Source organism: Leptospira soteropolitanensis (assembly GCF_026151655.1).
Lineage (GTDB): Bacteria > Spirochaetota > Leptospiria > Leptospirales > Leptospiraceae > Leptospira_A > Leptospira_A soteropolitanensis.
Genome location: NZ_JAMQPN010000002.1, coordinates 411,527 through 432,663, shown reverse-complemented (window position 1 = coordinate 432,663; position 21,137 = coordinate 411,527). Strand labels below are relative to the sequence as shown.

General features: G+C 38.3%; 20 protein-coding genes. 12 read left to right on the top strand and 8 right to left on the bottom strand.

Features of this window, described 5'->3' with window-relative positions; translation table 11 throughout:
- Positions 1-5: 5 nt before the first annotated feature.
- From ND811_RS06760 to ND811_RS06730, 7 genes are all read left to right on the top strand, one after another.
- Positions 6-1,292 carry a M16 family metallopeptidase gene (locus ND811_RS06760; RefSeq protein WP_265351328.1) on the top strand — a complete coding sequence of 429 codons (1,287 nt, stop codon included), beginning with the start codon at positions 6-8 and terminating at the stop codon, positions 1,290-1,292.
- Positions 1,293-1,332: 40 nt separating this feature from the next.
- Positions 1,333-1,776 carry a dUTP diphosphatase gene (gene dut, locus ND811_RS06755; RefSeq protein ID WP_265351327.1) on the top strand — a complete coding sequence of 148 codons (444 nt, stop codon included), beginning with the start codon at positions 1,333-1,335 and terminating at the stop codon, positions 1,774-1,776.
- A gap of 72 nt (positions 1,777-1,848) precedes the next feature.
- Positions 1,849-2,646 carry a flagellar basal-body rod protein FlgG gene (flgG, locus tag ND811_RS06750; RefSeq protein WP_100790205.1) on the top strand — a complete coding sequence of 266 codons (798 nt, stop codon included), beginning with the start codon at positions 1,849-1,851 and terminating at the stop codon, positions 2,644-2,646.
- The gene (flgA, locus tag ND811_RS06745) at positions 2,646-3,596 is read left to right on the top strand and encodes a flagellar basal body P-ring formation chaperone FlgA (RefSeq protein ID WP_265351326.1); all 951 of its coding nucleotides are present in this window, start codon (positions 2,646-2,648) and stop codon (positions 3,594-3,596) included. Before flgG ends, flgA begins: the two co-directional genes overlap by 1 nt.
- A gap of 13 nt (positions 3,597-3,609) precedes the next feature.
- Positions 3,610-4,395, top strand: coding sequence for a flagellar basal body L-ring protein FlgH (locus ND811_RS06740; RefSeq protein WP_265351613.1), 786 nt, complete (start codon positions 3,610-3,612; stop codon positions 4,393-4,395).
- On the top strand, positions 4,396-5,547 hold the full coding sequence (locus ND811_RS06735) for a flagellar basal body P-ring protein FlgI (protein ID WP_265351612.1): 1,152 nt from the start codon (positions 4,396-4,398) through the stop codon (positions 5,545-5,547).
- Positions 5,548-5,582: 35 nt separating this feature from the next.
- Complete coding sequence (locus ND811_RS06730) at positions 5,583-6,065, top strand: rod-binding protein (RefSeq protein WP_265351325.1); 483 nt, start codon at positions 5,583-5,585, stop codon at positions 6,063-6,065.
- Here ND811_RS06730 and ND811_RS06725 read toward each other — a convergent pair.
- The 5 genes from ND811_RS06725 to ND811_RS06705 are packed head-to-tail and all read right to left on the bottom strand — an operon-like array spanning position 6,062 to position 11,479.
- Complete coding sequence (locus tag ND811_RS06725) at positions 6,062-8,413, bottom strand: YhjD/YihY/BrkB family envelope integrity protein (RefSeq protein ID WP_265351324.1); 2,352 nt, start codon at positions 8,411-8,413, stop codon at positions 6,062-6,064. The genes ND811_RS06730 and ND811_RS06725 overlap by 4 nt on opposite strands.
- An 8-nt stretch (positions 8,414-8,421) precedes the next feature.
- Positions 8,422-9,303, bottom strand: a complete 882-nt coding sequence (locus ND811_RS06720; protein WP_265351323.1) for a class I SAM-dependent methyltransferase — start codon at positions 9,301-9,303, stop codon at positions 8,422-8,424.
- The gene (locus tag ND811_RS06715; protein WP_265351322.1) at positions 9,303-9,911 is read right to left on the bottom strand and encodes a class I SAM-dependent methyltransferase; all 609 of its coding nucleotides are present in this window, start codon (positions 9,909-9,911) and stop codon (positions 9,303-9,305) included. Before ND811_RS06715 ends, ND811_RS06720 begins: the two co-directional genes overlap by 1 nt.
- Positions 9,908-11,110 (bottom strand): ATP-grasp domain-containing protein, encoded by a 1,203-nt coding sequence (locus tag ND811_RS06710; protein WP_265351321.1) that lies wholly within the window; start codon positions 11,108-11,110, stop codon positions 9,908-9,910. The genes ND811_RS06715 and ND811_RS06710 overlap by 4 nt, the downstream gene beginning before the upstream one ends.
- Positions 11,111-11,479, bottom strand: coding sequence for an RNA recognition motif domain-containing protein (locus ND811_RS06705; protein ID WP_265351320.1), 369 nt, complete (start codon positions 11,477-11,479; stop codon positions 11,111-11,113).
- A 113-nt stretch (positions 11,480-11,592) separates the two neighbouring features.
- On the opposite strand from ND811_RS06705, the gene ND811_RS06700 reads away from it, so the two are divergent.
- Positions 11,593-12,453, top strand: coding sequence for a flagellar hook-basal body protein (locus tag ND811_RS06700; RefSeq protein WP_100790507.1), 861 nt, complete (start codon positions 11,593-11,595; stop codon positions 12,451-12,453).
- A 231-nt stretch (positions 12,454-12,684) separates the two neighbouring features.
- Here the strand turns inward: ND811_RS06700 and ND811_RS06695 are convergent, their stop codons facing one another.
- The gene (locus ND811_RS06695) at positions 12,685-13,437 is read right to left on the bottom strand and encodes an SDR family NAD(P)-dependent oxidoreductase (RefSeq protein WP_265351319.1); all 753 of its coding nucleotides are present in this window, start codon (positions 13,435-13,437) and stop codon (positions 12,685-12,687) included.
- A 370-nt stretch (positions 13,438-13,807) separates the two neighbouring features.
- Between ND811_RS06695 and ND811_RS06690 the strand changes: the two genes are divergently transcribed.
- The 4 genes from ND811_RS06690 to ND811_RS06675 all read left to right on the top strand — a co-directional run bounded on the left by ND811_RS06690 (position 13,808) and on the right by ND811_RS06675 (position 19,674).
- Positions 13,808-17,170 carry a PAS domain S-box protein gene (locus tag ND811_RS06690; RefSeq protein ID WP_265351318.1) on the top strand — a complete coding sequence of 1,121 codons (3,363 nt, stop codon included), beginning with the start codon at positions 13,808-13,810 and terminating at the stop codon, positions 17,168-17,170.
- The gene (locus tag ND811_RS06685) at positions 17,154-18,146 is read left to right on the top strand and encodes a response regulator (protein WP_265351317.1); all 993 of its coding nucleotides are present in this window, start codon (positions 17,154-17,156) and stop codon (positions 18,144-18,146) included. The genes ND811_RS06690 and ND811_RS06685 overlap by 17 nt, the downstream gene beginning before the upstream one ends.
- Before the next feature lie 43 nt (positions 18,147-18,189).
- Positions 18,190-19,050, top strand: a complete 861-nt coding sequence (locus ND811_RS06680) for an AraC family transcriptional regulator (protein WP_265351316.1) — start codon at positions 18,190-18,192, stop codon at positions 19,048-19,050.
- A gap of 132 nt (positions 19,051-19,182) precedes the next feature.
- Entirely contained in the window at positions 19,183-19,674 is a 492-nt protein-coding gene (locus ND811_RS06675) for a GyrI-like domain-containing protein (RefSeq protein WP_265351315.1), read from the top strand.
- Between the two features lie 20 nt (positions 19,675-19,694).
- Here ND811_RS06675 and ND811_RS06670 read toward each other — a convergent pair whose 3' ends face one another.
- The gene (locus ND811_RS06670) at positions 19,695-20,426 is read right to left on the bottom strand and encodes an aldose epimerase (RefSeq protein ID WP_265351314.1); all 732 of its coding nucleotides are present in this window, start codon (positions 20,424-20,426) and stop codon (positions 19,695-19,697) included.
- A 32-nt stretch (positions 20,427-20,458) separates the two neighbouring features.
- Positions 20,459-21,103, bottom strand: coding sequence for a class II aldolase/adducin family protein (locus ND811_RS06665; protein ID WP_265351313.1), 645 nt, complete (start codon positions 21,101-21,103; stop codon positions 20,459-20,461).
- Positions 21,104-21,137: the final 34 nt, after the last annotated feature.

Sequence of the window (21,137 nt, the reverse complement as noted above, 5' to 3'; positions counted from 1 at the left end):
AACCAATGGCATCCGTCATCGAGTGCAAACGAACTGTTTTACCCAATGGGTTAACGGTTCTCTTCCAACCTATGAAACACGCATCCTCAATGGGGGTGGGTGTTTTTTTGAAACAAGGCAGTCTTGCCGAAACTAATTCTGAACACGGATACTTTCACTTTTTAGAGCACATGCTCTTTAAAGATACAGAGCGTAGAACGAGTAAAGAAATTGCCGAGTCGATTGAACGAGTCGGTGGAATTTTGAATGGTTCCACTGGGCGGGAATACACTCAGTATTATGTAGTGGCAATCAAAGACCAAGCTGAACTTGCTTTTGATATTCTTTCCGATATGTTATTTCGTCCTCTTTTTCGTAAAGAAGACATCACAATTGAAAAGGGTGTCATTATGGAAGAGATGCGTTCTTATGAAGATGCGCCCGATGATTTTGTTTATGATTTTTACTTTCGTAATATCTTTGGGAAGTCACCTTATGGCCGTGATATTATAGGAACTAAAAAATCAGTCACAGGTGTAACGAATAAATCCATCCGCAATTTTTTTGAAAAACACTATTTCCCCAAAAATATGGTGATTTCCGTTTCAGGAAATTTCACCTGGGAAAAAATTTTGGACCTAACCAACAAATATTTTTCTTTTGAAAATCCTAAAGGCAAAAATCCCACTGAGCTTATCATTCCAGCACCTAAAAAAAGTTATTCGAAGCATTTAGAACGCCGTAAAATCGAACAGTTTCATATTATGCTTGGTGTGAATGGAAACAAAAGAGATTACCGAACAGTGACTGTCACCCAACTCATTTCTACCATCCTTGGTGGAGGAATGGCTTCGCGGCTTTTTCAAAACATCAGAGAAAAAGAAGGTTTATGTTATAGCATTTATAGTTTTCCTTCGTATTACAAAACCACAGGACTTTTTTCTATCTCCTCTGCGACTTCCAAAGAAAAAGCAGCACGGTGTGTTGAGCTTATCCTAAAAGAATTGGAAAGTATTTCTAAAAATGGTTTTTCTAAAACGGAACTAGCTGATGCAAAATCCAACCAAATGGGTTCGATAGCCATCGGGTACGAACTTCCCGAAAACCGAATGAATAATATTGGCCTTCAAGAAATTTATTATGGTAAGTATTTTTCATTGGAAGACCGAATGAAATCGATCAAATCAGTTACCTTGGATGAAATTAATGAAACTGCAAAACAATTGTTTGATTTAAAGAAAGTTCATTTGTCTTGTGTGGGCGATATGTCAGAAAGTCAATTTGCCAAAATTCCCGTCCAGTTTGGTGTTTGATAGTTCAAATGCTGCATAGAATCTGTTTGTAAGGATGATCATGAACCAACCGAATTTACACATTCAAATTTTAAGAGAGGGAGCGGTTCTCCCCGAATACAAAACTTCCGGTTCGGCGGGGATGGATTTGTCTGCTTGCCTCACTGAAAACCTAATCCTGCCAAATGGAAAAGTGGTGTTTGTTCCCACAGGCCTTGCGATGAGTATTCCTGAAGGGTATGAAGGCCAAATTCGACCAAGAAGCGGATTTTCTACAAAAAATTCCATCATCATGCCAAATACCCCAGGCACCATCGACTCGGATTACAGAGGAGAAATTCTCATTCCACTTCTGAACATAAGTGGTGCGGATTTTGTTTTGGAGCCTGGGACAAGGGTTGCCCAAATTGTATTTCAAGCGGTGGCGATTCTTCCTGTCCAGGTGGTGAAGGAACTTATCCCCACAGAAAGAGGAACTGGCGGATTTGGGAGCACGGGAAAATAAGACATAATTAGAAAAAAAGACACTTAGCTTTTTTCGGGCTTTACCGATAGAAAGCTGTAGAGGTGCCTTTTTATGATGCGATCCCTTTGGACCGGTGCTACCGGGATGATTGCCCAACAATTCCATATTGATACGGTTGCCAATAACCTTGCGAACGTAAACACCACTGGTTTCAAAAAGAACCGTGTGGACTTTGAAGATTTAGTTTACCAACACCAAGTGCTTGCGGGAACTCCAGCCACCTCTGTTTCCGAAATTCCTACCGGTGTGAATGTGGGTCATGGTGTGAAAGTCGCCGCCACACAGAAGTTATTCGAAATTGGATCTTTCCAAGCTACAGGAAATAAATTAGACCTTGCCCTTACCGGTGAGATGGCATTTTTTAAAATCCAAATGCCAGATGGAACCTTCTCCTATTCACGGGACGGATCTTTTAAAATTGACTCCAACCAACAAGTGGTTACATCAAATGGATACCTACTCGAACCACCCATCATCTTACCAGAGAATGCCATCCTCAATACATTAATGGTTTCCGAAGAGGGAGAAGTGACGGTAAAAATCGGAAACGATATCCGTCCGACTACCATCGGCCAATTGGAACTTTACCGATTTGTCAACCCAGCGGGTCTTCAAGCGGTTGGTAAAAACTTATTTCGAGAAACAGTCGCCTCAGGTCCTGAAATTCCGGGAATGCCTTCACAAGAAGGATACGGCAGTGTCTTACAAGGATTTTTAGAAATGAGTAACGTTAAAATCGTAGAAGAGATGGTGAATATGATTGTGGCACAAAGGGCTTACGAATCCAATTCCAAAACTATCCAAACCTCAGATAACATGCTTTCGACGGCCATTGGACTCAAACGTTAATGAAAGTTTGGTTCCTTATCTTTTTTAGTTTGGCTCTTTCTTTGCCTGTTTTGGCAAAGGAAAATGATTTTCGGCTTTACCTAAAACCCAAAACCATTGTGGGTACAGGGGAAATCCGTCTTTCTGATTTTACCAACTGGAAAGGAAATTGGAACCCGATATTATTTCAAAATTTACAATCACCCAAAGTTTTGACACCGGAACAATTAGTGGATGTTTTAAATTCTCGTTATACGAAAGAAATAACTGAGACGGGAGAATCTGTTTCTTTTGAAGTAATGGGAAAAGAGGGGATGATACTACCCAAAACCACAATGGTTTCCAAAAAAGATCTGGAACGTTCTCTTTGGAAGGATTTGAAAGAATCCGTGGAGCAGGCGTTAGGTGAAGATGGAGAAAGGTATCGAATTAGTTCTGAAAAAGAATTTTTACTAGCGATCTCTGGAACTAAACTCGTTTGGAGAAATACGGGTCGCACCCTTCATGGAGGAAAAAGACTTTTTCCTTTGGATTATTATTTTGAAGGAAAAATGGTTCATTCGGAATCTGTGCCTTTCTTAATTGAAGAAAAGAAAAACGCTTACTTTACAACGAGAGAAATCCCTGCAAAAACTGTCCTAACAGAGGAAGATGTAGAAATCCGTTCTTTTTTTACAGCAGACCATAACCGCGAGTATGTGGAGGAAAGTCCCGTTGGGAAAACAGCCCTGAATGCTCTTCTAAGTGACATGACTATTGAAAAAAAACAAGTCCGGACCCTCCACACCATTGAAAGGGGACAAGAAGTGCAACTTGTGTATACTACAGGAAATCTTTTATTAAAAATTAAAACAAGAGCTCTGGCATCAGGAAACCGTGGAGATGAAATTCCAGTCCTTAACTTAGCTTCGCAAAAAATCATCAAAGCCAGAGTCCAAAATGAAGGGATCTGCCTTCTGGAAGAAATTTAAGGTCCCCACAATGATGATGAAGAATCAAAACTACCTACAAAATGATCATTCCCGTTTCAACCTCGAAGAGTGTTTGCCCGTGGATTTGAAATCCATTGTTGCATTGGAAGATACAGTTAAAAAGATTCCAACGCTTGTTCGCTCTTTTCTATTTGTATTTGTCGTATCTATTTTCTTTCCTAACTTTTCTCTTTTGTTTGCGGATTCTCTTTGGAAAGACAAAGATCCTTACTCTTATCCCAAAACCATACAACCAGGAACTGTAGTAAAAGTAGTTTTAAAAAACGGACTTCGTGTGGAATATGAGTCTGAATACAAAGCTACTTTTGATAATGATATCAAAACCGTTCCCGATAAAAAGTTAGTCCCTGATCTTCCCAATTATAACTCGAATTCCACATATATGAGATCAAAAGTGGGAAAATCGAAATCCCAAGGAAAAATTGTGGGAGTGATGGCAGTCCTTGTTACAGGTATCGATCCTGGAACAGGAAACTTGGAACTGGAAGGAAGTAAGGTATTTAATTTATCAGAAGAAAGAATTAACCTTCGTTTGTCGGGAACTATTTCTCCAGAAGATTTGGATAAAAATCGATTTATTTCGAGTGATCTGATTGCAAACCTAAGAGTAGAATACCAAGGAACCTTAAATCCTAAAGAACTAACGAGTCCGAATGTCCAAATGAAACGGATTACAAATCCAGATGGAACAGTAACCGAAAAAGCGGAATTATCGGAATCAGAAAAACAGGAAATCATTTTAAAGAATATCAAACGACTCTTAGGTGAAAGTGAGTAAATAACAATGACTGTTTTATATAAAACTGTATTTAACCTAGAGTGTAAAAGAGGATATCTCCAAATTTTTGGAAATCCACTTGTTGCTGTTGTCATTTTACTTTTTGCGACTCTCCCTAGTTTTGCGGTAGAAACAAAACTAAAAGATTTGGTGCGAATTGATGCCGTTCGTGAAAATCAGCTCACTGGATTTGGACTTGTGGTGGGCCTGAATGGAACAGGAGATACAAAAAATCCCCTCACAGAAGAAGCCTTACAGAATTATTTGGCAGGTCTTGGTGTGAATACCAAAAAGAACCTAAGAGATGCCAAAAATACAGCATCTGTTCTCATCACTGCCAATGTTCCCGTAAACCTTAAAGAAGGGGATAAAATCGATGTTTTAGTTTCTTCCCTTGGGGATGCACGTTCTCTTGAGGGAGGAGTGCTTTTGCAATCACCATTAAAAGCAGGGAATGGAGAAACCATTGCCGTTGCTTCCGGCGTACTTGCGTTTGGTGGAAAAGAGAAAAAACGAGGCGGGGCTGATAAAAAATCAGGATCCAATACGGCCCTTGTTCCTATGGGTGCCATTTTGGAAAAATCGGTTCCGAATGCCCCTGTGACTAAATCAGTCAAACTCACACTTCTGGAAAAAGATTATACTACGATGGGTTCCATCGTTGATGCCATCACTGCCGAACTTGGAGTGGTTCCCGAAGTGGTTTCTCCTACCGAAGTCCTAGTTCCCTTGCCACTAAAAAATTCCGGCCAAAATCCCAGTGGGGAAATGGCTGCGGGAGAACCTAAACTCGATTTGGCCTTCCTCTCTAAGTTAGAAAACCTAACGGTGAATTCTTCCCCCGTAGCTCGCGTGGTGATCAACGAAAGAACAGGGACCATTGTGATGGGAGCTAATATCGCCATCGATGAAGTGGCCATTTCCCAACAAGGACTCACCATCCAAATTGCGAGTAGGGACAAAGCTCGGTATTTTTTTCCCATCCAAGAAGAAGGCAAAGGAGAATCCGTTTTTGTTTTAAAGGAGACTACCCAAGTTTCGGATGTAGTGGCCGCTTTAAACAAGGTGGGAGCATCCACCCGGGATATAATCTCGATTCTCGAGGCTTTAAAAAAACAAGGGGCCTTAAAAGCGGAACTTGTGATTCAGTAATTGGAAAATCTGCCGATAGATTTAGAAGACATAATATGGACATTCACAAAATCCAAGACTATTCGAATCGCCTGAGCCGTTCCCAGGACGAATCCATCCTAAACCGGATGAAATCCTATTCGGATGAAATGAAACCACCCAAAAAAGAAGGTGTGTCTGATTTCCAAAATTTACTCGAAACCCATGAAGAAATTATGGGAAAGGTGAGTTCTTCATCCCTACGAGTTCCACAGAACATTCGTGAGGAGATCAAAGAAGATCCTTACAGAAAAAAACTCTATGATGCATCCGTAGAATTTGAATCTGTTTTTGTGAAGATGATGTTAAAGGAAATGAAAAACTCCATCCACAAAGAAAAACTCATCGATGGTGGTTATGCAGAAGAAATTTTTGAAGATATGTTATACGATGAGTATGCTAAAAATATTTCCCAAAACGAATCGATGGGACTTGCAGAAGAGATTTACAAACAAATGTCAGCCTCTCTTCCGCCGGTGAAAAAAAATCCCTATTTCTAAACTAAATCTTTAAACGAGATTTTTTGTAGTTCCTCTTTTAGTTTCAATTCTAACTTAGATAGACTTTCATTTAGTTTAGGAGAAATTTTATTTAGCTCCTTCGGCGCTCCGAGTTTAAAACTGGAAGTTTCTTCGTATAACGTAACCAAATCAATTTGTTCTTTTAGTTTTACAGGTGCTATCCTTTTATCTTCAGTGATTTCTAAAAGTTTTGCTCCATTCAGTTTTTCTAAAATATCATTTAGTTCTTTTTCTGGCATCAAAAGTGTTTTTCTGAGATTTGATAACTTGATAAGCTCTCCATTTTTTAATTGGTGGTCATAGGTGAGCGCCAATACTTGGATGGTTTTATAAAACTCATACGATAGATTACTATCAATATCTTCAAAGGGATGCTTCGGAAGTAAGTATCGATCAGGGAATTGTAGAGTAGCCGTAACTTCTGCACCATATAAAATGATGAGTGATATGGAATAAATGGCAAGTAGGGCAATGGGAATTGCTGCTAGAGCCTTGTATACCAACATAGTTTTTTCGGTAAAGGAAGTTAGGTAGATATTGATAAATCCCCAAAAGAAAATGATAAGAATCACTCCTGTAACCGCAGCACCAATTGACGATGCTTTGATCGGAACCTTTGTATTCGGAATGATGTTAAAAATTAGTAAAAAGAAAAGCCATAATGCTAATAAGGGGAGAAGAATTTGAAAAATGGAATACAGAGAGAAAAATCTTTTTCCTCCTTGGTATTTTTTCCAAATAGTTTGGCCCTTGTCATCTTCTTCGACGCGAATGATTTTGTTGAATTCACCTACACCAACAATTCCTAACATTCCTTCGTTTAAAGTCTTGGCTTCGTTTTGCGATTCGATTTCGATACTTTCCTCTTGAGTTAAAGCGGAACTTTCCAGTACAGATTCGATTTCTTTTGTTTTTTTCGAGAGTAAGATCATATCTAGAATCATCCCCTCTTTACCTTTGTAAGCCGTTGTCCAATTTTCACCTTCGTCTTCTGATAGAAGTATATCACCTAATGATGTTAAGATGAAAATGTCGTAGTCTTGTTTTTTGGGAGATGTAAATACCCAAACTCTTTCATAGGAATATTTTCTGTGGCTTAAGTCGTTCCAAGTATAACCACCGTCTATGGTTTTAAATATGGCTCCATTATCACCTACGAGAAACCCAACATTTCGATTTAGAAAAGCAATGTCATTTAATGGTTTAGGTGAAATCTCTTGTGGAAAAAAAGTGGAACCTCCATCGCTTGTTTTCCATAACCGTCCTTCCCGGTCCAAGATAAAACCGTCTTTTTCGGTAAAGAACCGAACACGGATGGGTGTAATCCCGGGATCAGTGAATCGTTTGATTTCTTTTAATGTTTTTCCGATTTCATAGCGGAGTGTGCGAGTGTCTTTGGTGAGAATGAATATTGTATCAAAATCAATGGCACCAAAGTCTGAAACTGCGATTCCTTTTAGCGAATGAAGTTTCCAGGTTTTTCCTAAATCATTAGAATATAAAAAAGTTCCATCTTCGGAAATGGTAAATAGGTCATTTCCAACGCTTCGAATACGGAAAAAATTTTCTTTTGTGATGTCTGGCTTTTTACAGGTCCCTGTTTCCACAGTATCAAAATCTACGCAAAGCATGTTTTCAAAATCAATGCTTGAATTTGGAATAAAAGATATGGATTTGTTGAGTTCTTTGATAGTTCCAATATTTCCTTTTTCTCCGGCAACCCATAGCTCTCCTTGTTTGGTGGAAACAATTGACTTTAGGTGGGGTGGGCGAACGGAATCAGAAATCTTATCTGTGATATTTTTCCCAACCACAAAAAGAAGTGGGCCAAAGGAAATTAGAAAGAAATAAAATACAAATTTATTAATGACGTTCCTGTGAAGGTCAATTTTCCAAATGATATGGAAAGCCTTTTCTAGAGATCTTAAAACGGCAGTTGCCGAAAAAATAAAAACGACAAAACCTACTGCTCCAATTTGAGACGCAGTGGAAATAATGTCCGTTAGTGTTTCTAAATAGGGAGTGATATCAAATTGGATATTATTTCTAAGTAAGTATGCGTTGATATCATCAACCATTTCCCCTTGCCGAGTTTGGATTCCTGAAGCTACGGTAATGAGTGCTAATGCAACCGTTAGAGTGGGTATGAGAGTAACAATCGTTGTATAAGCAAGACTTGATCCTATGATCAAACAATCGTCTTTCATAAACCGGTGAATCGAAACCAACAAAACTCGAACGCTGAGGATGAGTTTTCTTTTCCAACCATTTTCTTCTGGAATGGCTGTCAGTCGGACAGAAAGTGACGATTTTGTTAGAGCATTCATAGTGGTTCCTATTTTTTAAAAGCGTATAAAACGTAACTAGAAGTGATTGGATATCCGTTTTTTTTCCATTTTGACTTAAAATGGTAAAATGAAATTCGAATCCATTGCAGGTAGTCTTTCCAGTTTTGAAAAGAACCCCTTGATTTTTTTAGTTTTGCGAGCAATGGAAAATCCACTCCGAAGTAAGATACAAAATGACCAAATCCAAGGTTCGTCAATATTTTTTTTAAGATGGTGTCTGAGTAATAAAAAACATGGCCAGGCATATAATAATGATATTTTGAACCTTCTATTTTTGCCTGCCATCCATCAAAATTAGCAGTTTGCAAAAGGAGAATTCCTCCCGGTTTCAAAATTCTTGTTAGCTCTTTAAAAAAGAGATTCGGATTTTCTATATGTTCGATTACTTCCACAAGGGTAATGACACTAAAGTGATCATTGGGGAATTTTGCATCTGTTAGGTTTCCATTAAATGTGGGAATACCATTTTTGTTTGCATAATGCGATGCATATTCTGAGATTTCGACTCCTTGGATGGAAAATCCTTCTTCCCGGGCCATTTCAAGGAATCCACCAAAGGAAGAACCTATGTCTAAAAAGTTTCCAGCCCTTATGAACTTCTTAATATTTTGAATCCTTGCCTTCCATACATACTGAAAAAACTTTTTATGAGCCCTTTCATCTATATAAGTATAATCTGCCTTTCCTTGGTAATAATCTTTAGAATAAAGTTCCTTTTGAATTGGGCGCGGGGAGAGTGCTTGGAGTTTACAGGTTTTACATTCTACAATGGACAAACCTGAATATTGACCCGTAGTAGTATAAAGTGGTACCCAATCACAAGTTTGGTCTAGTGGGCATTCTTCGGACAAAGAAAGTTTTTCATTCATTATTTTTCAGCGAGAAAAAACCAGTGACAGATACGTTCCTCTAGTTTTCCCAGTGGAGTTCTTTCCGAATAACCAATGGAAACTTTGGAAAAAATAGATAAAAATGATTTTAAATCTTCTAGTGAATAGGTTTCCGCATAACCACCGTTCAAGTCCTTTAAGTTCATTTTTCCTTGTCTTAGGCCAAGATGAGTATCCCCATCCGCACGGATCGAACCTAAAAGATACCCGCCAGTATCTAAGGAATCATATAAATTAGAGAGAAGGTTTTTTGCATCTTCTCTTTTGTTGTAATGGAAAACGCCCCAGCTCACAATGAGTCCAAACTCCTTCGGGGAAAAGGGAAGAGTTGTATTTGGGGTATGTAAAAAACGAATGGAAGGACTTTCTTCATTGAGTTGGTCAATTGTCGTTTTTGCATTGTCGCAACCGGTAACAAGATAACCTTCTTTTTCCAGGAGATAAGAATGCCTTCCTGATCCACACCCAAAGTCTAAAGCTTTTCTGTTTTTGGGTTGGATTCTGGATAAAAGACGGACTAAGTTTTCATCAGGAAAGGCCAATTTTGACTTTGGTCTTTCATAGTGTTCATCCCAGACATTTTTCATGAATTGATTCTTTGAAAAATAGAATCCAACCAATCTTTTGTGTCGATGGTTTGTTTGGTGGAGATACCAAACACTTGGGTTCTTTTATGGTTTCCTTCTAATTTTTCTAGGTTTGCGCCCGTTTCGACCAATTGTTTTTGAAAAAAAACGATTTCCCCTGTGTTTGCTTCTAAGGTCACAGGTTCTCCCATTTTTTTTTGACGTTCTTTGGGGAGGGTGAAAACTAATGCTGATTTGGTGATACCATCTTTTGCTTTCTTTAAAAAACCTGGTCTAGTTTTTTCACCAATGGTTACAGATAGTAAATCATTAAAGTATTTATAACCGTAATGCTCAGGAATAAGAACATCGGCTAAGAATTCTCCACCCACTTCAGGAGCCGATTCGATAAGAAGGCATTCTTTATTTTTGGTAATTTTGAATTCTGCAACAAATGGTCCGGTTTTTAGTTTTGTTGCAGTGACAACGGCCTGGCAAATCATCTTAATTTCCCCCGCCATATCGATATGACGAGAGGGCGCTACATGGGCCACCTCGATAAAGTTAGGTTTTCCAGTTGTAATTTTATCTGTAAGTGAGATCAGGTAAAATCTTCTTGCGATCACAAAACCAAGCACTGTTATTTCATCACCAGAAATAAATGGTTCTAGAAGATAACTTTCGCTAGTTTTTAAACGAATAAACTTTTTATAATCTGTATCTGATTCGAGAACAGAAATTCCTTTTTTTCCAGAACCTTCTTTAGGTTTAGCGATGACTGGAAAAACAATTTCAATTTTCTTTTCTTTTGATTTGTTTGATAAACTGGATTGGAGTGATGGGGGAATCGGGATACCGAACTTTGTAACTGAGTTTTTGAATCTCTCTTTATCCAAAAACAGATTCACTGTATCGCGCGGATTACCTCGAAGTTTTAATTTTTCTGCTAAGTAGGAAACGGTATAGATGGCTTTTCCAAAGGATCTAGATCCGACTCCCAGCAGTTTAAAGGGAAGAGGAACTCGGCTCATGGCATGATGAATTTTTCTATACTCATGAGTCGATTCTAATATACGTATGTCTGATCCCAATAGACCTGGAGCCTCAGGATTTATGTCCACAGAGATGACTTTGAGTCCTCTAGCTTTTGCCGCTTGGATGAGAGGGATTTGATTCTCTCCGGCTCCAATGGAGAGGTAACTACCGGTCAGTTGTCTCATCTATGAACCGCGAGAACCGCCTCTCCTTTGCACTCCGGTATTTCCACCACCTGTGGTTTGGTTTCTGCCAAAGGTTGGTTTTGCAACCGCAGGGCTTCCTTTCTTTTTGGCTGCTTCGTTTTGCGATTTGGTTAGTTCTTCTTGGTTGACGAGAACCAATTTTTTACCTTCCATTTCTTTGCCATTTAAGGCAGCAATGGCTTTGGAAGCATCGGCATCCGCCATATCCGCGGTTCCATAACCAAGGGAGACTTTTGTGATTTTGTCCCGTTTGATTTGGAGGTGTTCCACTTTTCCATGCGCAGAAAGAAGTTTTTCGAGAGCTTCTTCAGTAAGAGTCTGGGGTAGGTTTCCGATGGATAACTTCATGTCCTTCTTTTCTCCTAAAAATTAAAGAAAACTTCAACTCTTTTTTAACTATGTCGCATTTTCTCTTGGGGAATCTCGAAATCTGACCGAAAGAAATGATAGGTAGGAAAGTTATGTTACGAGGTCTCTATACTGGTGCCAATGGGATGATTTCCCAACAAGTAAGAATGGATGTGATTGCCAACAATTTGGCCAATGTGGATAAAACTGCATTTAAAAAAGATACCACAGTCTTCAAAACCTTCCCTGAAATGTTACTCCATCGTTATTCAGAAGATGGGATCGGAAAAACGCCGATGGGCTCTTTTGATACTTCTCCTGTCGTCGGTAAACTTGGATTTGGTGCCGAAGTGAACGAAGTTTACACTCGCTTTGAACAAGGTGCTGTAAAAAAAACGGATAATATTTTTGATTTGATGGTCCAAGACCAACCCGGAATGGAAAAACCTGCTTTTTTTTCTGTCCTTACCAACCGGGGGGAACGCCTGACTAGAAGTGGCAGTTTTGTTTTGGATAAAAATGGATTTGTTGTGACCCCACAAGGTTTCCCACTGCTCGGGGAAAAAGGCCCGATCCAAGTCAACCAAGGCAATTTCCTTGTAAAGGAAAATGGAGAAATCTATATCAACGCCAAACTCGGGACCGCTCCCAAAGACGGAACCAACTTTAGCGAAAATAGGTTCGAAGACCCAGTTCTCCTCGATAAATTAAAAATTCGAACTGTCGAAAATCCGCGCCACCTAGACAAAGAAGGGGACTCGTTTTATTCCGACACCCCGGAATCCGGTGAACCAACAGCATTTCCAGAACTACTCGCTCCACAAGTGTTACAGGGTTATTTGGAAGCCTCGAATGTTTCTGTTGTGACAGAGATGGTGGATATGATTGAAGTAAACCGCGCCTACGAAGCCAATTCGAAAACCATGCAAACCCAAGATAGTTTACTGGGTCGACTATTTGAAATTATGCGATAAGGGTTTTTTATTCATCTTAAAATCTTTCTTTGATCCCAAGTCGAGTTTCAGTTGCTTCTCGTGTGAATCCCCGAAAGGACTTTTTGTCTTCTCTAATCATAGGTTTCTTAGTTATCTGCAAGATCCAAACTTTCGGGGCCCGGGCTGCTACGGGGTGCGCTAACGCTCCCGTCTGACATTCGTCAGACCAAGCCCTTCGCATCCCTTTCACATAGGAGCCATTATAGTATCTTAACTCCTTGTTCCCCCGTCCACGCGGTAAACGGAACCTGTAATAAAACTAGATTCCTCTGATGCTAAAAATCCAATCAGGTTTGCCACTTCTCTTGGTTTACCGAGCCTACCCATCGGGATATTTTTTTCCATAGCATCTTTTCCCCGTTCTCCTGCAACATCTAGGATTGCTGTTTCTGTCCAACCGGGGCATACTGCATTGATCCGAACACCAAATCGTGCGACTTCCAATGCACCTGTTGTTGTTAGTTCAATCACTCCCGCTTTGGCGACACAATAAGGTCCAAGACTTGGCGAGGCACCAAGTCCTGCGATTGAGGCAACATTGATGATGGATCCACCGATACGATCACCAAGCATAAGCTTTGTGGCATACTTTTGGCACCAGAAGACACTTGTTAAATCCATTAAAATCAAACGGTTCCAAACTTCTGTTGTTACTTTATGCATAAATGTCGGTTTGTTTGCAATCCCTGCATTGTTTACCATAATATCCAAACGTTTGTTTCTAAATTTGAATGTTTCTACAAGTGTAACGATTTCTTGCTCACAGGTAACATCACATTTGATAAATTCTGCTGAACCGCCGAAGGACTCAATTTCTGTGACAACTTTATTTCCTTCTGTTAGATTGATGTCAGATACAATGACATGGGCCCCTTTTTTTGCGAGTAATATGGAAGTTTCTCTTCCGATTCCGAGAGCACCTCCGGTAACAATGGCATTTTTCTGATATAAACTTTTTTCCATACCAAACCTTTTTGTTTTAGAGATAAAGGTGCAAGTAAATATCTTAACTTTATGCGTTGTAATTAAGTCAATAGTGATCCAATCGGTCTATATTTTTGTTTGGGTAATAAGTAGTCTAGTCGGTCTTTTGTTATAATTAGCATACAATTGAATTATTAAAATATTATACTATTCTTTAAATATGGAACTGCTGTCAGGTATATCTTCTATAGCGAAAATCGCTATAATTCGGAATTTTCATCTCCTATTTCTCTTCTATTTAGTAATAGTACTTAGGTAAAAAGTATTTTTTTAGAATCCATCTAATTTAGCGAGTATCCAAAGAATCCTGAAATAAAGGATAGGATTTAGTTACATAAGGAAACGACAAATGGGGATCGAATCTCTAAAACATTTTTTTATATTAGATGCTGACCAATTGCTTTTTGTCGAAGGCACATATAATTATTGGTCGGTTTCTCTTTCTATTTTAATTTCTATATTTGCCTCCTGGATTTCATTATACATGCTCAGTCGTTTCTCAAACGTTGAGAACAAATTCTCTCGCTTAGCCATTTTATTTACATCTAGCCTATCAATGGGTGGGGCTGTTTGGTCCATGCACTTTATCGGTATGATGTCTTTTGAGCTCTGCACAAAAGTCACTTATCACAAGTTAATCACAATCCTTTCCATCCTTCCCAGTCTATTTGCATCTTATTTCGCGTTGCGAACGTTAAATAAAAAAAGTATTACTAAGAAGGAGTTGATCTTTGTCGGGATACTTGTTGGTGCAGGAATTGGATTTATGCACTATATGGGAATGGCCGCTATGGAAATGCGGCCAAAATTACTATATGATCCGTATTTATTTTTGATTTCACTCGTTGTGGCGATCTCCCTTGCGATACTTTCCATTTTGATTCAATTCCGTCTAAAGGAAACAAAGTTAAAAATAAAAACCAAGTATTTAACTTTGATTAGTGGGATTGTGATGGGCAGTGCGATTTCTGGAATGCATTATACGGGAATGGCCGCCGCTCGATTTGTCATTGAACCTACCCAAAGTTTGGATCAAACAAATTCAGACCAATTATTTTTAGCCGCCCTTGTGAGTTTTGGTAGTTTTTTTGTGATTGGATCTGCTGTTGTTACGATTGCCTTTATTAGTTATAAAGATCTTTTTCAAAATCTTTTAAAAAGTGAATCCAGGTTACGAGCGATTATTGAAACGGCCGCCGATGCCATAGTTTTGATTAATACTAAGGGAATCATTCAAGAGTTCAATATTACTGCAGAAAAGATGTTTGGTTGGAAGGCCAAGGAAGTCATTGGCCAAAATGTAAAGATACTCATGCCAGATCCCTTCCAGAGAGACCATGATCATTATCTTTCCAATTATCTACGGACTGGGGAAGCAAAAATAATTGGTATTGGTCGGGAAACGATTGCTATTCGAAAAGATGGCACAACTTTTCCGATTCGTTTGGCAATTGGGCATACCAAACTTCCGCAAGATGATATATTTGTGGGTTTAATTAGCGATATTTCAGAAAGGGTCGTCATTGAAAATGCGCTGAAGGAAAATGAAGAACAATTAAAATCTTTTATACAAAATATTCCAGGGATTGTATATCGCTGTTTGGTGGATGAACATTGGACGTCTGTTTTTATAAGTGACTCAATTTTTAATTTAACCGGTTACCCTGCGAGTGATTTTCTTTTACCAAATCGGAAACGTACGTTTAATGATATTATCCATCCCGAAGATCGTATTCATGTTTCCAATATCATTCAAAATGCGATCGATACTTCCGATACGTTTGTTTTAAACTATCGGATTGTCCAAAAGACAGGTGATGTCCGCTGGGTCCTTGAATACGGCGGACTTGTTTTAGATGAGAGCAAAAAAGTTAAATTTTTAGATGGTGTGATCTTAGATAATACAGATCGAAGAATGATCGAAGAAGCCTTGATAGAATCGAAAGAAAAAGCGGAAATGGCTGCGATTACCAAAACAACTTTTTTGGCTAACATGAGTCATGAAATCAGAACTCCTATGAATGCGATTCTTGGTTTCACGGAAATTCTTCTCGCTGGTGATTTAGTTGGTAATCAAAAAAAACAACTCGAGACTGTAAAAAACTCAGCAAAATCCTTGTTACGTTTACTGAATGATGTTTTAAATTCTGCAAAGTTAGACAAAGGAGCAGTGGAACTAGAGATATATGACTTTTCACTTGTATCTCTTGTTGATCAAGTTTGTTCTGCGATGAGTATTGAAGCAAAGCGGAAAGGTTTACGTTTCCAATTCAAAATCTCAGAAGGTATTCATGATTATTATAGGGGAGATAGTCTTCGTATTAGGCAAATTTTAACTAATTTGATTGGTAATGCTATAAAGTTTACTAAAGACGGATTCATTCAGCTCAATGTCTCCCTTAAGGAAGGTGAGGTTTTATTTCATATTGAAGATAGTGGTATTGGTATCGCATCAGATATATTAGAAAAAATATTTGATCCATTTACACAAGCTGATGTATCGATGAGCCGAAAATTTGGCGGAACTGGTCTTGGGACAACAATTTCAAAACAATTAGTAGAGTTAATGAAAGGTAAAATTTGGGTTAAAAGTGAGTTTGGAGTTGGTACTCATTTCTTTGTATCTTTACCTTTGGAGAAAGGGAACCCTGTTTTAGAAATAAATGAAACGATTCAATTTGAATTACCTAATTTAAAAATCCTTATTGTTGATGATGTGAAACAAAATGTTGAATTAATTCAACTTCTTATGACAGCCAATGGTCATGAAGTAGAAATTGCTAACAATGGACGAGAAGCATTGGAATTTTTTAAATCAAAATCTTTTGATTTGGTTTTAATGGACATTCAGATGCCGGAGATGGACGGTTTGGAAGCAACTCGTCAGATTCGGTTGTTTGAAAAGAATAAATCGATACGTATACCGATCCTCGCTTTATCAGCTAGCGTTTTTGAAGAAGATCGTATTTCGGCAAAGGATGCCGGTATGGATGGTTTTGTATCCAAACCGATAGATATTCAGGATTTATTTTTAGAAATTAGAAAAGTCATTAATGTCCTTCCTTTGCCAAATTCGCTCACTCGAACGAATCAAACGTTAAATGACGAGGTATTTCGATTGGATAGGGGAATTCAATTATTTGGATCAATTAAAAAATACAAAACAATGTTAAATGGATTCTTTTTGGATTTCCAAGACGATGTAGAAACTTGGATGCAACCTTCCCTGGACCACGCAGGCAGGCAAACTTTTTTGCATAGATTGAAGGGAGTCTCCTCTAATCTTGGAATTGTCCCACTTTCCAATGAAACCATTCGCTTAGAGAAAAAACTGCATTCTTCTGAACTTACCAATGAAGATTTAGAAAGTTTAAAGGAGATTTTTTCAGAAGTTTACCTTCAATTTCAATCTCAGTTTTCTCTACAGCAAGCGAAGGATAATCAAATAGAAGAAAATCATAACAAAATACCAAACGAGAATTTAGATCAGATCCGAAACGGGATAAATACATTAAAAAAATCCTTTTCCAAAGGATCCTACCTTCAAGACGAGTGGAGAATGCTCCATGAGTTACTTCATAATACAGAATTAAATCAACTTATTATAGATATTGAATCTTCCATTAGTCAGTTTGATTTCGACACAACGGTAAAGAAGTTAAACAATTTGGAATTTAAGATCTTTGGAGAATTATATGGAAATGAACGCTAAACCAAAAATATTGGTAGTTGATGATGAGCCGGCCAACTTACAGATTTTAAACGATATATTGCAAAAAGATTTTTCTTTATTTTTTGCTAAAGATGGAGAGAAAGGAATTGAACTCGCTATCACACAATTGCCTGATTTAATTTTACTTGATGTCATGATGCCGAAGATGACTGGGCATGAGGTTTGTAAGATTCTTAAATCAAACGAAAAAACAAAATACATTCCTGTGATTTTTGTAACAGCTTTAACCGACATTGGTGACGAGGAAATGGGTTTTCAGTTAGGAGCTGTCGATTATATTATAAAACCGGTAAGTCCTCCGATTGTGAAAGCAAGAGTTAGGAATCATTTATCTTTAGTGAATGTAAATGAAGTCAAAGCTACCAGATTACAAATTGTACAAAGATTAGGAATGGCATCCGAATACAAAGATAATGAAACAGGAATGCATGTGATTCGTATGAGCCATTATTCGCAAACTTTAGCACTTGCTATTGGTTACAATTCTGAACAAGCAGAAGAAATTCTCAATGCAGCTCCGATGCACGATGTGGGGAAAATTGGTATTCCGGATTTTATCATTCAAAAACCGGGAAAATTAACTCCTGAAGAATGGGAAATTATGAAACGCCATCCCGAGATCGGGGCAGAAATCATCGGGGATCACCATTCTAGTTTACTGAAATTGGCTAGATCCATTGCCATTACCCACCATGAAAAATTTGACGGAAGCGGATATCCTTACCAATTGAAAGGAGAAGAAATCCCTTTAGAAGGCCGAATCATTGCGATAGCAGATGTTTTTGATGCTTTGACAACAGTTAGGCCTTATAAAATAGCCTGGGAAGTTCCGGATGCCGTTGACTTTTTAAAAAAAGAATCTGGGTCTCATTTTGATCCTGTTTTAGTCGAAAAGTTTATCTCTGTTTTGCCTAAAATTCTTGAAATCAAAAACCAATGGCCGGAGAAAATATAATCAATTCACAAATTTTAGGTCTTCTTCAAATTGAGTTAATCTTATGGACTATTATGATCATATAGAACTTGCCATTCGTTTTATGGAAAAAAATTTAACAGAAAATATTCGAGTGGAGGATGTATCGAAGAATGCCTTCCAATCGAGATGGTATTTTCAAAGAATTTTCCGCTATGTGACTGGATATTCTGTATATACATATTTAAAAAAACGTAGATTAACAGAAGCCGGAAATGATTTGATTTTGGGAAAAGAAAAAATCATAGACATTGCTTTAAAATATCATTATGCAACACCGGAATCTTTTCTTCGAGCATTTCGTTCTGAATACGGAGTCAATCCTTCCGATTTTCGCAAGTCATCAGACCATATCAACTTTCCGAGACTTGCCATTGAACCCCTAAGAAATAAAGTTCGTATCGATGGATCGCAGATTAAAACTACAGTCATTACCAAAAATGAATTCATTCTGATTGGAAAACCACACAGAACTACGATGCAGAAATGTCAGAATGAAAAAGACATTCCTAAGTTTTGGGGTGAATTTATGGGGAATGCTTTGATGGAATCCATTCCCAATCGGATCAATCATTCTTTAATGGGAATCTATACAAATTGGGATTATGCGGAAAATTTTGATGTGATTATTGGCGCACAAGTGAAATCCGATACGAAAATCCCTGACGGATTTGTAATCCATCGAATGAAGCCCGCAAAATATATGGTTTTTACTGTTCCTGGAAATACGAATGAAGACATCCTAAATGGTTGGAAGTATATTTATGGAACTTGGATGCCAAACACTGGATACGAAAGAGAATTTAGCGATGATTTTGATTTATTTGATGACCGTTTCCAATCAAATGATAATCCAGAATCAGAAATCTACATTCCGATTCAGTAGGTTTCTTGAATCGATTCTCATTTAGGAATTTCTGCAGAAACTAGGTATCGTTTCGATTTATCTTCTTTCTCCTACAATAAAAAAAGCACAAATAGTCAAGAGCCCAAATGCGATTTGCGTTAGGATCTATTTATGGAACATACTTTACTGAACAAAATACATTTAGAATCAATGGTCCTTGTCGGGATCATAGCACGAACTTCCAATGCCAAAGAAATGGCTGGAAAGGGAAAAATTGCCGCTCTTTGGCAAAAGTTTTGGGAAGAGGGGATACTTTCCCAAATTCCCAATGCTTTGGTTCCTTCCGAAATTGTTGTGGCTTATACAGAATTTGAAACGGACGAAAACGGAGAATATACCATCTTAATTGGAACGAAGGTCGGTACTGCCCAATCCCTTCCTCCTCATTTAACGGCAATCAGTGTTTCTGCATCTGACTATCTCCAAGTTCCCACGGAATGGGGCCCAATTTCAGAAATTGGAATTGCTACTTGGAAAAAGATATGGTCGGAAGAAAAATACCGCAAAAATCGATCTTACAAAACTGACTTGGAAATTTACGGTGCCAATGCAAAAAACCCCAACCACTCCCAGTTTGATATTTACTTAGGGATTCGTTCTTAAATTTTTGCATTAAAATTGTGTTAGTAAGCCTTAAACCCAGTTGGCCTTTCACCACGGGCATAAGCCGCACTAGCTTTTTTTTCATCTTTAAGTAGTCTACTTTTGGCAATAAAACGTACCCACCAAGGTATGTTTCGGATCGGACTTCCTGTGGAGTGCGCCAAAAGATAGGCTTTGGAACATTTTTCAATCAACTCACAGTTGTATATGGCTTTCTCCCGGGTGACACTCGTGATGACCACTGCGTCTTCATCCAAAAATGCATTGGCACCACTAAGGACAAGGGAGCTTGGTTCGACGGTTCCATCAATTCGTTTGGGAATGGGAGAAACGGGTGCTCCTAATTGGCGGCACTGTTCATCAAATACTAATGGAAGCGGATGGTTTAGTGTCTTCAGTAAAGAACTCCACTCCGGCCGAAACGAAGCAATAGCACCGATATCAGACCTTAATGAATATAAACTGGCATGGAACCGAATTTGGTTGAGAGTTTCTTCGTCTTTGGACTGAATTTTTATGGAAGAGGTTGGATTTTGAATTGGGTATTCCGCTATTTCCACTTTTGTTTTTTTTCCTTCTCCTCTATGGATGAGAAGAAAACTCCCTTTGCCTGGAAGACGAAAGGAAAGATCGGCTTTATGGGTTTGTAATAAACCTTTTGTATCTAAGCGGTGCCATAAATGATTTAGTTCTTCTGCATCAGTTTGTGTTTCTAATTTTGGATTTTGTTTTTTGGTTGTAGACGATTTCATTTTTTTCCTTAGATCGAGTTCACAAATTCATTTTAGAGCGCTTCAATTAACTGTGCTTTCATTTCTCGTGGCATGTGGGATAATTTTGGATTTTTCTCAATTCTTGTTTTTAAAAAACGAGCAGCTTCTTTTTCTAATAACTTTACATTTGCGATTGCTTGTTCCAAAGTCATGGCTCCGCAAACCAATCCGTGATTACGCAAAAGATAAGCATTGGTTTCTTTGATAATTCTATTTCGAAATGCTTTGACAAGAAAGGAAGTGCCAGAAGGAGCATAGGATACAATTCGTACATAATTGCCTATATTTTTTCTGCCTTCCACGGATTCAATGTCCATATCCAATCCAAGTAAAGAAACAGCACTGGCAAGAGGTTGGTGCGTGTGCAAGCTCACTTGGATTTCTGATCGCAGACTAAAAAAAGAAGCATGAATTCCACTTTCGGTTGTAGGTTGTTTTGTTCCATCTACCATCTTTAGATCTTTGATTTGTAAAATACAAAGGTCGTCTGGTTTCATTGTATAATAATCTGTTGCCGAAGGTGTGACTGCCATCAGATCCGAATTGATCCGAACTGCTAAGTTTCCACCGACCCCTGCTAAAAAACCAAGATCAGCTAACTTGATACAAGCGGAAAGCATCGCCTTTCTTACGGTTTCTATTTTTGAATCTTTCATCGCTTGGGTCTCCTGTCTCGGGTAAAGTGATTAA